At 48.0% G+C, this 15,682-nt stretch carries 4 protein-coding genes; 3 read left to right on the plus strand and 1 reads right to left on the minus strand.

Going from position 1 to position 15,682, the window contains the following annotated elements:
- The first annotated feature begins 811 nt into the window (after positions 1-811).
- A complete protein-coding gene (gene ppc / locus AC27K1_RS15695) occupies positions 812-3,445 on the plus strand; it encodes a phosphoenolpyruvate carboxylase (RefSeq protein ID WP_487151764.1) in 2,634 nt (877 codons plus the stop codon).
- 59 nt (positions 3,446-3,504) lie between these two features.
- On the opposite strand, the gene AC27K1_RS15700 is transcribed toward ppc, so the two are convergent.
- The gene (locus tag AC27K1_RS15700) at positions 3,505-13,668 is read right to left on the minus strand and encodes a DUF3638 domain-containing protein (protein ID WP_487151765.1); all 10,164 of its coding nucleotides are present in this window, start codon (positions 13,666-13,668) and stop codon (positions 3,505-3,507) included.
- Positions 13,669-14,162: 494 nt separating this feature from the next.
- On the opposite strand from AC27K1_RS15700, the gene adk reads away from it, so the two are divergent.
- Positions 14,163-14,816, plus strand: coding sequence for an adenylate kinase (gene adk / locus AC27K1_RS15705; RefSeq protein WP_487151766.1), 654 nt, complete (start codon positions 14,163-14,165; stop codon positions 14,814-14,816).
- A gap of 180 nt (positions 14,817-14,996) precedes the next feature.
- Positions 14,997-15,671: a tRNA (adenosine(37)-N6)-threonylcarbamoyltransferase complex dimerization subunit type 1 TsaB gene (gene tsaB, locus AC27K1_RS15710; protein WP_487151767.1), complete on the plus strand. Its 675-nt coding sequence runs from the start codon at positions 14,997-14,999 to the stop codon at positions 15,669-15,671.
- Positions 15,672-15,682: the final 11 nt, after the last annotated feature.

Genomic DNA, 15,682 nt, shown 5'->3' on the forward strand with positions numbered 1-15,682 from the left:
CACTCCGCTCATAATTATTAGTCTCTTCAGTGATAAAAAAGTTCCTTGATTGGTATTTATTTTATAAGTTGTTTTGTCATTGTTTATTCTAGACAGGTTGAATTTCTGAGGTTTGCTTTTTTTTTTTTTTTTTTTTTTTTTTTTTTTTTTTTTTTTTTTTGAGTAGACCATGATTGTCGTTCTTTTTGTTTGTCTTAAGAGACAATAAACAGATACTGTCGTAAAAAATGAATTTGTGAGCATTGGATGTCAGGGGGTACTGACACTACTGCAAGACAAGCATTGCGATTATCGACCACTATAACGGTCGCCAGTCAGATATAAACGAAAGCGTAATATCTATAACATTAATGGATCTGATATCCGGAAAATTGGTTGAGTGTTTGATATACATCCTGCAACGGCATATAACAGTGTGTGCAGAGAAACATAGACCTCGAAGACGTTTCTACATGTCAATCGCCAGTCAAAATCAACGTTTGCGCTTGAGGTAAATGCAAATCCTCAACGACTCATATGCAAGGGTGTTAGCGTAGTATTTTCATGATGCGCTCCATCATGGTTCGTAATGCCGGAATGGTTCCCTGCTCTGTGAATTGAGTGGCTGCCAAAGGAATGGCCGTGTCTTTCTGAGCTGATTACCGAAAGAGGTGAATAACAGGCCAGTGAGAGGGTCATAAATTTGATGGAGGGCGATTTTGTGATTGCTGTTGTTATGTTTATTGACTTGGCAAACCCGCTGGATCAGGTTACAAAGGGTTTCCTTGAATTCGTGGCACTTGTTAACCAATCCGTACAGGACAAAAGGTTTATGACCAGCGAGCAGTCAGCACTCAAAAGCAATGTTCACCTGATGGGAGAATTGCTGGGCAATACCATCAAGGCACATTTGGGTGACGAGTTTCTTGACCAGATCGAACAGATCCGCCATTTGTCCAAGTCCGGCCGCGAAGGCAATGAGGCCGATCATGAAAAACTGGTGGCTTTGCTGAAAAACCTCGATGACAGCCAGCTGGTGCCCGTCACCCGGGCTTTTACCCAGTTTCTTAACCTTGCCAATATCGCGGAACAGTTTCACACCGTGTCGCGTGAGTGTGAGCAGGATGTTTGCGTTCCCGATACGCTGGATGACCTCTTTGTTCGCCTGAAAGCCCGTCAGTTTACGCCAGAACAGATCCGCGACAGCGTCGCCGCCATGACCATTGAACTGGTGCTCACGGCGCACCCCACGGAAGTGACTCGCAGAACCGTCATTCAGAAGCACTCTGAAATTACGGAGTGCCTGACGCAAATGGAGCATTCCGACCTGTTGCCGCGGGAGCGTGAGCGACTGGTCAATCGCCTTGAGCAGTTGATTGGTCAGATCTGGCATACCGAAGAAATTCGCAGTCATCGGCCGACGCCTGTTGATGAAGCCAAATGGGGATATGCCACGGTAGAGCACTCTCTCTGGCATGCGTTGCCGGAGTTCCTGCGGCAGCTGGATGAACGACTGCATCAATATACCGGCTATCATCTGCCACAGGACGCCATGCCGGTTCGGTTTGCTTCCTGGATGGGCGGCGATCGTGACGGGAACCCGAATGTCACGGCCGCGGTGACCCGTGAGGTGCTGTTTCTGAGCCGCTGGATGGCGGCAGACATGTTTCTCCGGGAGCTGCAGCCATTGATCAGTGAGCTGTCAATGGCGGAGTGCTCCCCGGACCTGAGTTACCAGGCCCGTGGCAGCCACGAACCTTATCGCCTGGTGCTGAAGGAATTACGGGAACGCCTCAAGGCGACACGCCGTTATTGCGAACAGAAACTAGCAGGGCGGGATGCGTCAGACGACGGTATCCTGGAGAGTGATGAAGCGTTAGTTGCACCCCTTCAGCTTTGTTATGACTCACTGTGCGACGTTGGGCTGTCTGTGATTGCCCGGGGTCCATTACTGGATCTCCTGCGCCGTGCCCGCTGTTTCGGACTGGGGCTGGTCAGGCTGGATATACGTCAGGAAGCCGCGCGTCATACGGGGGTTCTGTCTGAGCTGACCCAATACCTGGGGCTGGGGGATTATGCGCAATGGACTGAGCAGGAGCGTCAGGCGTTTCTGCTGGCAGAGCTGGACAACCGTCGTCCATTAATCCCCCTGGACTGGCAGCCTTCCGATGACGTACAGGAAGTGTTGGATACCTGTCGCGTGATTGCGACCCAGAAGCAGGAACGGTTGGGATCTTACGTGATCTCCATGGCCCGTGAACCTTCAGACGTTTTGTCCGTCATTCTGTTGCTGCGGGAAACCGGTTGCCGATTCAATATGCCGGTTGCACCGCTGTTTGAAACCCTGGCGGATCTTGAGCATGCCGAGACTGCCATGCAGACGCTGCTGTCATTGCCCTGGTACCGGGCCTATGCCGGCAATCGCCAGATGGTCATGATCGGATACTCCGATTCAGCCAAGGATGCCGGTCAGATGGCCGCTGCCTGGGCGCAATACCGGGCGATGGAAGGGTTAACGGCTATCTGTGAGAAAGCGGGCATTGGTCTGACACTGTTCCATGGTCGTGGTGGAACCGTAGGACGCGGCGGCGGTCCGGCTCATGCCGCGATCCTGTCCCAGCCCCCCGGCTCTGTCGCCGGTTACCTGCGGGTGACGGAGCAGGGGGAGATGATCCGGTTCAAGTTTGGTTTTCCGGCGATTGCGGTGCAGAGTCTCTCTCTCTACGCCAGTGCAACACTGGAAGCGACGCTGTTGCCGCCGCCTGCCCCCGAGCCTGCATGGCGTAAACTCATGGATCAGATGACCCAGGATTCCCTGGCGACTTACCGTGGCATTGTCCGGGAAGAGCCGGACTTTGTCCCTTATTTCCGTGCGGCGACACCGGAACAGGAACTGGGTAAGTTGCCACTGGGTAGTCGTCCTGCCAAACGTCGGCCGGACGGTGGTGTTGAAAGCCTGCGCGCCATTCCCTGGATCTTTGCCTGGACACAGTGTCGTCTCATGCTGCCCGCCTGGCTGGGGAGCGGCGTGGCATTGCGTCGGGCGATTGAGTCTGGCCATAAGGCAGTATTGGCCGAAATGATCCGGCAGTGGCCTTTTTTCCGGGCACGGCTCGAGCTGCTGGAAATGGTGTACCTGAAATCCGATGCGGAAACCGCGGAATATTATGAGCAATGCCTGGTGCCTGAAAATCTGCGCTCTCTGGGACAGAAACTTCGGCAGATGCTCGCTGATGCTGTTGCTGTGATGGTTGAACTCAAGGATGGTCACCCGTTTCTGGAGCAGGATCCCTGGGTGCGTCAGGCGATTGCATTGCGCAATCCGTATTCCGATCCGCTGCATGTGTTGCAGGCAGAGCTGCTGTACCGTGCGAGGCATCAGCCGGATTCTGTGAATCCATCCGTTGAACGGGCGCTGATGTTGACAATCGCAGGTATCGCGGCGGGAATGCGTAATACCGGATAATCAGCGATACAAAGGCATGCGATAAGCAACCTTCCAGGTTGCTTATCGCATTTGCCGTATCAGGCAGCTTTTGCCGCCCTGTGCGTATTCCAGAGTTTTTTCAGGTTTTTAACCGGTTCCGCCAATGGCTCATAACCGTTGCTGATACGCTCAAGGAAATCGACCATTCCTGAGATTTCGATGCCGGCCTCGGCGAAATGCTCAAAGGCCTGTGTTTCATCCTCTTTCCGGTGTCGTCCTGACAGACCTGCCAGTTTGAGGAAATAATTGATGGCAGATTTTTCATCTGAAGCGTCACCCTCATTGAGGAATTGGCCGTCCCCCCATACCCTGTAAGGATATTTTGCCGCGTGGATAAAGCATCCATCGTCTATCCCCGGCAGTGTGTCAACTCCTAGCGTTTCAGCTGCTGTTTCATACGCACTTTCCGCTGATGACGGCACAGCCTCCTCCGGCGGGATTGTTTTTTCCGTCTTCTGATCAATGTATTGTTTCACGTAGGCCATATCACTGATATCGCCAATAAACAGGGACCAGTGATGTTCTCCTGTACGTTTGAAGACAACCGCTTGATAAATGGGTTTTTGGTACTTGTGATTAAGTGGGTTCGTCCTTCCGCACATACACGATTTGGATTTAGCAAACAGTTTGGTATTAGGCCCCAGGAATACAGGTGCATTGCCGATATGGAAATCAGGAGAGTGGTTCCGACACCGCTCCAGGAAGTTGCCATCCCACTCAATGGTGTCGTATGAGTTATAGTCCAGGCAGGATGGCGTTGTGGCAGGAGTCACATCTTTTTCAATTTCCTGCTCTTTTTCCTGGGTGACGGTGACTTCAACTGTGGAGTCAGACAGGCCTTCTGTACGTGCTGCGCCCGTCAAGGTGTCAACATCTGTCGGCAGTACACGTTCCGGAGTACGTACGAAGTCCATGTAATGGGTATGAAGCGTCTCTATATCAAGCGTTTGCCTGAGCCCTCTGTGGTTACGCCTGAGACGTTCGAGAAGCGGGCGATATTCATCAAAAATACGCTCGGCCATTGCTTCCAGGCTAATGGTTTCCCGCTCACTACTGATCAAGTCCATCGGATCGATTTGTGTGGTAGGCACCATGAATTCCCTGGAGTCTTTAATCAGTCGCATGATGGTGCTTTGACTGAAACCATTATCGCGAAGGTAATCGATATAGATGATTCTTTCGATGCTGTTTCTCAGGTAGTTGTTCATTAACGGAATAGCCTGTTTGGTGATGCGCTGACTTTCTATTTTGGCCATATGCCCAATAAGCTCACCATAGCGGCATGGATGCCCATCAACTGTACGCTTCAGTAATTCTTCCTGCTCTTCCATATAGGCAAGTTCGACCGATTGGCCTTTGGTGAGTTGGCGCATTCTGCCTATTGCCTGGATACATAAAGGCAGATCGGTGGTGATATCGACCGTTACCACCGCATGTGCGTTCTGGTGCATCTTCTGGTCGGTGCCTTCTGCCTGGGCCTTTTTCATAATGACGGTCAGGTGTTCTGCCTTGATTCCGCAGTTTTCAAAAAGCACCAGGTTGCCTCCCTCTCGTTTTTTCACCCATGGAATACCCTTGGCATCAAATACCATAATGCCCCGGGTTTGCTGCATGGGGGTATTAAGCCAGCCGTTGCCTTGTTGATAGATTTCCCTGTGCAGGGATTCGGCAATCGTTGTATGGCTCAATGAGCGGAAGCAGTCGCCAGCATCAATGATGACCGTAGCCTTGCCTCGGTGTTGTCTTGCGATCGTCAGCAGGCGTTCTTGCTCGGTAGTCGTTTTGGGAATGCGTGAGGCAGGTGCATCCCACCGGCCTTGCAACAATTGGAGCAAGTTAGGTATGACAGCCTCTTTGGCCTCTATGGTTTCCAGCTCATTAGGTAGAACATTGGGATCGACCGTGCCTGATGCTGTGCGCAGATTCTTGAAGGCCGAGACGATATTAAAGGCTGAACTATTGACTTTTCGGGTGAACAGTTTCATTTCAGGAAGGATGACTTCGCAAATATACTCAAGTTTCAAATCCAGGTTTTCAGGCTGATTGAATACCTCGCAAACATGGTTGATTTGGACATCCGTCAGGCTGGTGGTGGCAATCTCGTCTTCAAGGTTGCCCCGGCGCTTCAATTCGTTGAAAAGTTCGATTTGCGGATGAACGACAACCTCCTCCGGGGGAAGTTCTTCTTCAAGAGTGGAAAGGTCAGCGCTCCACTTGCGCATCATATCCCGATCGATGGTTTTTTGCATGAATGCCTGGGCAGTCAAGATAATGTTCATTTCTGGTGAGGCAAATTCGGCTTTCGGGTTCGGAATACCATTAGTAAAGGGAATAACGCGTGTGGCGTCGTCGTTCAATCCATAGCTGTCGCCGATTTTCCTCGTCAAGGTATGTTCCATTGTGCGGAGCATGAGTCGAAGTGTGGCGTAAAGCTCTCTTTGGGGGTGCGTTTTCAGAATTCTGTCGAGAATCTCTCTGACATCAGGTTCTAAATTTCTCTGGCTGAGATCATTGTGCATGGCCCAGCGGATTAAAAGTTTGAGGTTTTCCGGATTAAATGGATATCCGTCTTTGGTCAATCTCGTGTTTATCAACTCTGTGAGTTCTGGCCCAATATCCTCAATGACAGGCAGAGTAAAATGGGGGACCAGGTGATCAGCCAATTTAGGCGCGACGCTTTCTTTATAATTTTCCCGTGTGATTAAGCTGTCTGAGCCCGTTTCTCCTGGCATGAAGTCGAGTTTGTATTCTTTACTCAGAACATCCAGAATCAAGGTGAAAAGGTGCTTGATCGCTTCACGTGTTGTGACCGGCTGTACTGCCTGAGTGCCCACTGCGTAATCATAGCTGTGATTGGGGTTGAAACAGGTCTTGGATTCGTCGATGATGCCGCGCCCGTTATCTTCAATATAGTGTTGTAATTCATCCAGCTTTTGCAGTGCTTCCAACAGCTCGCTTGTATCCTGATCACTCCGTTCTATCAAATGCAACAGTTCTTTACGTTCAAGGCTGATCACTGCATGCAATTCGTTCATCCTGCAAAGCACGATCTTTTTATCGCGATGTGCCGATTTCAGTCTCAACAGCATCCGGTCGATATAATCGGGATCACGAGCCAGGGTCCTTTCGAAATGAAATTCTACCAGCTCTGTGCTGAACGCCTTGCAGATCCCTTTCCGGAGTATTTCCTTTTGTTGTTCTATCAAATCTGATGGAACGACAAGGATAGGTAACTGACCGTCGAGTAATGCCTTATAACAGAGATAAGGCAATATGATGGTTGATTTACCGGAACCGGTGGGGATCTCCGCGTTGATTTTGTCTTTTGATTCCAGCTTTTGACAGGATTCAATCTGGTCTTTACGTACCCGTATATTTTGAATGTATTCAAACAGCAGGAATTCAAGCTGACTGTTGTTATCTGCGCAATGCCCTGAATAAGCCCTTTCCTGGTGAATCATGGTAACAAGTTGTTCTTGTGCTGTGATCGCAACGTCGGGAAGTGGGGCGCGGTCATCTGAGCTGGCAAGGAGAGCGGCCACTCTGTTCAATTGAGCCAATATGCGATTGGCATGCTGTTTTTCCGTTTCACAGAGCAAATACTCAATGCCCAGGTTAAATACCTCGATACATTCTTCATGGGGCCATTCAGGGTGCAATGCGGCCAGTTTTGTAGGATCGCCCTTGCCAATAATGGCAATCAGTGTTGAAAGCGGTATGGCGCCATTTGACTTGATGTGATGGCGGATAGCTGCGTCTGCGTTGGGTGCAGTCCTGAAATCAGCCAGTCTTTCTGTTAGTTGTTTACTGATACGGGTTGTTCGTTCATTCAGAGCGTTTAATCGATCGCCAATATTTGCTGTTAAATGTGCAATGTTTTCTTTGGCTGTGCGACATGTCTTACCCAGGTGGTATTCAGGCTGGGATTGCTGTTCTTCCAGTTGTTCAATGTGGGTGTCAAAGCCATCAAGGATGCGCTCGATACAAGACTGTGAACATTTATCCCCTTCGTTGGTCAGTGGTTCCATTTGTTCTCTGAGGCTGCGGACATCCCTGATTTGTTGTTCAACACGTCCCGTATGCAGGTTTTCATCTTCCTCAACAAGGAGGGTTTTCAAATCATCGGCTGAGTCATTGAGTAGACCCTCTACATCATTCCGCATGCCTTCAAACGTGGGCTGTGCGTCTTCCTCATTGCGTGATTTGACGTCAATCCCGGTATATTTAACTTCCTCACAGGGCGGAGGGTCCGTATGGTGTAAGCGGCATGGAAGCATAACGGGGAGATAGAGTGTGCTCTTGCTCAGTAACCGGCTTCTGCGATCAAATGTCTTGAGCCACACGCGAGAATGCAATCGCCAGCCATTTTGCCAATAGGCATTCCAGTAATACCAGGATAACTGCCCTTCAAGCGTTTGTTTATGAGGGTGAAACTCCTTTTCCCTCAGATAATTCTTCTCTCTTCTGGAAAGTCTCGGTGAGTATCTCCAGGCATGCTCAAGATCAGGATCCAGCGTGGCGTCATAATCAGCTGGTAGCCCAAACGCTTCAGGGCGTGGTGGATCACCAATACCGTCCCTGTTGTAGGCTTTAAAATAGGAAGGCCTTTCCATAACGAGTTGCAGAAAGAGCGTCAGTTGTTTGACTGAATCATCCTGGCTTTCAATATTAGCGAGAAATTGTTTGAGCTGTTGATGTTTTGGATGTCTGGTATTTCGGGCAATATTGTAATAATAAAGAAAATTACGAGTAAAAGGTTCATGCGCTGGTGATGCCATATTGTAAATTTGTACTGGATTGTTCTCATGCTGAACTATCAACTCATCTGTAACAATGCCATGGAACGGCAGTCTGAGGTTATGGTACCAGTCATGTTCAGTAGCATATGCGGCCTTTTTAGCACCACATCTTCGTTTACACTTTGAACCACGGGTCCAGTCAGGCATCAACCCAATGGTTTCTGTCCATTTCTCTAGTTCACTGTGAAGGGTAGGGTCCAGATATCGACAGCGTTCAATGATAATTCTTGGTATCAGGAAGCAGATACCCTCCTGATTTAGTGACGCCTCTCGATCCTTTATAGGGGCAGTCTGCTTTTTCGCATGATTTAGCATGGCTGTCATGAGAGTCGTTTCATCATCATGTGTAAGCATTCGGTCTTCATCCAGCATTTTGCGAATGCTCAGGTACTTTCTGAATAACTCCTTGATTGGTAGAGCGAGATCGCCCTTTTTCAAATGATGGGGATTGCAGTGGTGATAGGCTGCAGCGAGTTTGAGTAACAGTGTACATACAAATGGGTTTACTTCATTTTGTTTGTCTACTAACAAGTTTTTGATGTCATCACGTGTTGCTGTATTCAACAGATTTCCGCCTTGTGTCAAGCGGTTAATAATGTTCTGGCAAAGGTCAATATCATGAAAATTGAGCCTGTCTTGCCTCAGAATCAGCTCAATATATTTGGGCATTGACTCTATCCCGTCAGGATAACCGGTAACATTGCCTTTATTATCGGTATCGTAGCTGTAATACCCTGCGCTGTGTTTGATAATCTTTTTTCGCTGACATGGGTTATCCCGTGAGACAAGGTGCATACAATCGGCAGTGACATCCGTAATGATGTAGTCGGGATAATTGGTTGTATACCACTGCCCGTCGGTATCAACCTGGAACTGCCACTCTGAATTCAATGTATTTATTGCCAGAGGCTTATTACGATTGCTTGGGTCAGACCAAAGAAGTGAAACGTTTTCCTTGCCCTCCAATGTGGCAAAATCCGATAAATGGCTATAGTCAGAGGGTCTTTGTATTTGCATTGCAACAGGGTGTATGGTCTGCCTGCGGTTGGGTAGGCTTTCCCAACGCTGGAATTCACCTTGATCAGATCCCTGTAAATAAAAAGAACCGATAATGGATTGTTGAGTATTGTCTATCACAACAATGCGGTTATTTGCTTGTGGATCGTCGACATCACAACAGAAGGTGATTGTTGTCAGCAATTTATCACTGTTAGCATCGGTAAATGCATCTTTGAGTACAGAGGGGACTTTATAGGATGGTATGGTGAGAAAGCGATGTCCTTGTGCCGAGAATTCTATCTGTTCCATAACCTGGGCTTGAGATTGACTTTCGGTGCTCGCAGTTCCGAGTAATTGACTGTTCTGTGAAAGTAGAAAGTCAGATTCAAGCAGTCGCCAGCCCCAAATGGCATCATTAGCGCATTGGCCTATTTCGGCACTACGGTATTTCTGGACATAATTGTAAAAATTAATCTTCCATGTGTTATCGGTGAGGATTCGGTTTAATACCTTTAAAGCATTTGTTTTAAGTCTATGGGGACCTTCTGTGTGTAAATAAGGGTAGGTTGAGAGCAACACTAAAAGCGTATGATTATACTGCAAATGCTCTTTCTCAGTATCCAATGATTGCGGCAGTGTGTTTAACTCTTCACGCCAGACTTTTTCCAACAGTCTTTCAGCACTTGCAATGACGCTTGGTGAAAGCTGCGAATGTGGAGCGTTTCTCATGTGGTTGATCGCACCGGCCAGAATTCTTAGTGTTCTAAGTCTTGCTGTGTTGGTAAGCGATGAATAGTTACCGGTATATTGTTTCTTGGCTGGTCTTCTCTCATTAATTTTCATTTTTCTGAGAATTGGATCCATCATGTCAAGAAAGAGTGTTGCATCAGCATCACTTTGTATAACGAGATCAATAACAGCTTTCCTACCCTCAGAAGGATTGGGCAGTATTTCGCTGAACATCGTTGTCTCGAATAAGGATGCAAAGGTAGGGTGATGCATGAAATGTGCGTATTTATCCAGGAACGTGAGTGCTTGAAAGTGGCTCAGATCATTAACGTGTTGAAACTGCTCTCGATAGCTTGTGATAACTTCAGGTGGGATTTGTGCGAACAGTTCATCTTCCCGGTTTGTTTCGTGAGTCCACAGGGGGTGCTCCAATGCACCATCAGCACCTGCCAAAAAGGCATTCTGAGGTTGGCCTAATTGTTTCTCAATGATGTTTCTGGTTTCTTTTATCGCTTCCTTTTTGTCACCAATCCTTCGGCGGTCTCCCTCTCCGTAACCGGAAGAGAGATAATATTGTTCATCGGTTTCATTATGGGGTGGTTTGACATGTTTAAATCTGTAGGTTGCTTCAGTGTTATAAACGTATTCTGTTTTATGATGTCTCATTTGTCCCCAACGACAAGGCATATACATATTGTGCATTGCATTATGCAGATCCCGTAAACGGAAGAAACGATTCATCTCTTCAGGATAATCATATGTGTTAAAATCGTTATCAATGCTGTCGTGACTTGTATACTGTATGCTGCCACCATACGGAAGGCGGCTTATTTTTCCATCATATAATAATTTCATGATCCAGAAAGTTAATTCCGGGTCGTCTCTAATCGCCTCATAGTCGTTTTTTTCGTAATGATAAATAATCCTTCCTTTTCTTTCATCCGCTACTGATTTTTCACTCCGAAGATCCAGTATTTGCCTATAGGCTTCAAAGGTCATATTGGAAGGGTTTATTTTCGGCATGATGTGAGTACGAAGGATTTCCTCCAGATGTTTCTTAATCATGCTCTGGAAGATAATCATCTCCTTGTTGTAATCGGAGCCGTTAGACGAGTTTGAACCGAGTGCTTCAATATTTCCGATACCCCAATCGTTATATGGGACACCTTCGTAAACTAATTGCGCACGGCTTTTTACGTCTAATGGTCTGAGCAATAAATATTTTTTGTCGGGCTGACCGTTAGAGTCGAACATGGCATAGGTTTTGAGGGTTTGCAGGGCTTTCTCACGCTGTACCCTGTCTTCCACACAGAGCACAGGCTGTAATTTTTGTGTTTTCATACAGGCATCGTAAATGCCTGTGGCATAATGTTGTATTAACATAGCCCGGGATTCCTGATCACCTGATGCTTCACCAGGGTGAGCCTGATCATGCTGGTTTTGGAGTTTGACGATAATTGAGAACAATTTAAGCGCCAGAACCGAATCATGTGTTGAGGGTTCTTCTTCTGCAAGCGCCGAGTAAAAGCTGTGCTTGAAAAAATCAGTCAAAGTATTAATGAGTGTATCAATGAGTTCAGGATAAGCATCCTCTGCAATGTTCTCTGGATTCCAGCATGCATCAGAAGGATCAGGTAATTGTTCAATGCGGTGTTCGAGTATCTGTTGATTTGTCAGTTTGCCCAGTTTGTAAGCCAGGGGGCGATTCATAGCCACTCGAGCAGCATTGGAATGATCCCGAATAAAATCCACTACAGTATTATTACGATCACGTCTGTAGGTTGGCAAGTTGTCCCATTGAACAGGGACGTACGTCATCCTTCGGTGTGAAGAACCTGAACTGCGGTTAACCATGTGATCCCTGGCTGGACTTTCATTATTGGGATACTGCGCAGGTAAAGCGACTTCGGTTTCAATCGTTTCTGCGAACATTCTTGCACGTTTAATCACAAGCTCAGCCAGTTCGTTTTTAAGCATCTCTGGTATGCCAAGATCTTTATATTTATTGATGGTTCTCAACACTTTTTTGTAGAAGACACTGGCTTCGGGGATATTGGAAAGACTATTTTCAAGGAGGCTTTTTAAGGGTTCAGGAATCTCGTCAATAAGTTTATCAATACGGTGAACTATTTTGTGATACATCATTAACTTCGCAGTAGCCCTTTGGCGTGAGGGTAGATTTTCCTCCATCAAGGCCAGCAGGTTTGAGTTTTCACCGCTATTACAGGTATGTTCTTGACCTTCAAAGTCAATTGCGCCTGGCCACAAACTGATCATGTCACTATGGTTAATGCACGCTGTTCTAATGCTGCCATCAAGCAGCTGCTCCATAAAGGGGGATTCAGCCAGTTCTTTGTAATCAATGGAGCCAAAAACAATATTTTTGATTCTTTGGCGTTCTTCTTCTATTCGCCTTAAACGAAATATCAGGTCACGATCATTTCCACTATCAGTGCGAAGAATCAGTTCTCCTCGAATACTTGGTTTTCCTTGTGTATCTGTTTCCAGTTTTAATTGTAATATTTCACGACCATTGTTGATTGGGAGGAATACCTGATGGAATTCAGATAAATCTTCCTTTATTTTGGCTAACACATCCCTCTTCATCGGGTGATAATCGTCTTCTGCCGCATTTTTTAGTTTTGAAAACCATTGCTGATAATTACGCATGCGGCCAAGGTTGGCCTGAAATCTTTGTGCATGGGGATCAGTGTTGAGAGTGCCTGAATTAAGCGTCTCAATCATAAAGTCCAGAGTCGCGAGTGATTTATCTAATCCGCCAATCTGGGGGGGGAGCTGAAGGCTGAAACCAGATGATGCAATGAAGTCTGCAATGTAGTTGGCTAAATCCAGTGGGCCAGTTATTCCAAAACGACGTAATATTCTCGGAATATTGTCCAATTCGATTTGGGGGCGGATTAACCCACCCTCTTGAAGAAGCCGTATGGAGGCTTGCACCACTGAGGTTGCATGCTGCATTGCTTGCTGAACAAAGGGAGCAGTGTCTATTGGGCCTGCTATATTAAACTTTCTCAAGGTTTCTGGAATTTGATCAATGTTGACAGCATTCAATCCTGACTGTTGTATAGCATCTTTTATTCTCACGTCGTCAGGATTGAGTTGTAGGTTATCCATAAAATCTTGCCCTACATCGCCTGTCATAAGGTCCAGACCAGCCATCATACGCACAAGCTCTGCAGTCGGGCCGGTGGGTGGCTCATTGGAAATTGAAGCATGAAGCCTGTCGGTATCAGTAGTTTCGGGCTCAATATCGTGTAGTTCGTCGCACAGGTTGTTGAAGTCTGGCAAATCGACAGGTTCAAGTGCCGGAACATCGTCAGGGGCGACTTTTTCGACAAATTCTCTTTTTTTCTCGTAATTGGAAGGCAATAAACCACAGTTGTTGACATGATTGACTTGCAACTCAAAATGCTCATCACTATTGGTAATTATTCGACATCTCAACGCTATGGCGGCGATAACCCACCAGAATGCAGCACATAGGGTGGAAAACAGGTAGGCAAAAAAAGCCACTACCTGTCGGATACAGGAAACACGTCTTTTGGCAAAGGGTGCGGTTTCCAGTTCAACTTGTTTGGTCACTGCACCTGTAGTGGTTAAACCATCTGTTGACGTTAAGGGATCAGTGCCTGTTATTAATTCTGGTGTTGCCATAATTTACTTCTTCCGTTGAGCGTTATTTCCATTAAGGTGAAGCTGTTCAACCTTTGACGACTAGTAGTTAAGAGTCCCTGTTTGATTATTTGTTCCTTTAATCAGATGCTGGAAGTTTCCCTGGCAGGCTTAATAGAGTGCTTTGGAAAAGATTTGTGAGTGATGATTTCAATGAAGTTATTTCTACTAACAATGGCAGTGATATTGGCGAATTGATGATCAATTAAGGCCGGATTCTTTTCTTGAAAGCCTGCTGCGCACTGCGCCAGTGATTTAAATTTACCCGGATATGGATCTTGACAATAACGATTCCGGACACCATTTGGCCGATATTCCCTACCTTGTACTGCTCTTCAGTCCTGTGTATCGTTACCCCCTTTTGCAACGGTTATGTTGTAAGCCATTGAGTGGTTTTTGTCACTGAGGGTTCTGTTTGGGCAGAACGGGGGGTGAGGTGATAAAGCCGTACCGGTCACATCCGAGGAGCATTTTACATGCGTGTCATTCTTCTTGGCGCACCTGGCGCTGGCAAGGGGACTCAGGCCCAGTTCATCTGTGAGAAGTTCGGTATTCCCCAGATCTCCACGGGCGATATGCTGCGTGCTGCCATCAAGGCACAATCCCCGCTGGGGCTGAAAGTAAAGGCAGTGATGGATGCCGGTCAGCTGGTGTCCGATGACATCATCATTGACCTTGTCAAGGAACGTATCCAAGAGGATGACTGCGCCAGGGGTTTCCTGTTTGACGGTTTCCCCCGCACCATTCCCCAGGCTGAAGCACTGCGCGATGCCGGCGTGGCCATTGATAACGTGCTGGAAATTGCGGTGGAAGACGAAGAGATCGTCAAGCGTATGAGTGGTCGCCGTGTGCATCCGGGCAGCGGCCGTGTGTACCACGTGGTGTACAATCCGCCGAAAGAAGACGGTAAGGATGACGTTACCGGTGAACCGCTGATTCAGCGTGACGACGATAACGAAGAAACCGTTCGCAAGCGTCTTGCCGTGTATCATGAGCAAACCCTGCCGCTGGTTCGCTTCTACACCGAGATGGCAGCCTCCGGCGCCGACGCACCACGCTACTCCCGTGTAGAAGGTGTGGGCTCTGTGGAAGATATCACTGCAGCTGTTCTTTCCGCACTGCAGTCTTAATCATCTGTAAAAGGCTGGCCTGGCATTTTATGCGGCCAGCTTTTTTCTTTGCTGCTCAATAACCAACAAGTGCACTATTGTCGTTATCAACGCCAACCTGCCTGTTGTTGAATCCCTTATCGGCCTGATCGTTTTTTCAACGTATAATCCGCCGCAACTATTCCCGGAGTGAGTGTAATTATGCCCAGGATTCTGGCACTGGATACGGCCACGGAAGCCTGTTCCGTCGCCCTTTATCTGGATGGTGAAGTGCGCGAACACTTCGACATTCTGCCCCGCCAGCACAGCCAGCAGATACTGCCGATGATCGAGGCTATCCTGGCGGAGCACGGTCTGTCGATGATGGCGCTCGATGCCATTGCCTTTGGGCGTGGGCCGGGTGCGTTCACCGGGGTGCGTATTGCCACGGGTATTGCCCAGGGGCTGGCGTTTGCAGCCGATTTACCGGTGATTCCTGTATCCACCCTTGCCGCGCTGGCGCAGCTGGGTTTGCGTGAATATGGCGCCCAACAGGTGCTGGCGACGATTGATGCCCGTATGGATGAAATCTACCAGGCACTGTATCGCGCGGATAACGGCATCATGGTGTTGCAGGGGACTGAGCAGGTTTCTCCGCCTGAAGCGGTAGTTGTAGAAACGATGTCAGATAATCTGATGGGCGTAGGTTCAGGCTGGCATTACCGGGATCGAATCGCGGTGCCCGTCAGTCAGTGCTATCCCGATGAGTATCCCCATGCGGCGGATATTGCCCTGCTGGCCTCGGCTGCCTTTGCCCGTGGGGAAGGCGTCGCTGCAGAACAGGCGTTGCCGGTGTATCTGCGCGACAACGTGGCCAAAAAGAAACATGAACGCTGAGTGAGGGAGTC

The organism is Kistimonas ophiarachnellae (genome assembly GCF_057552235.1).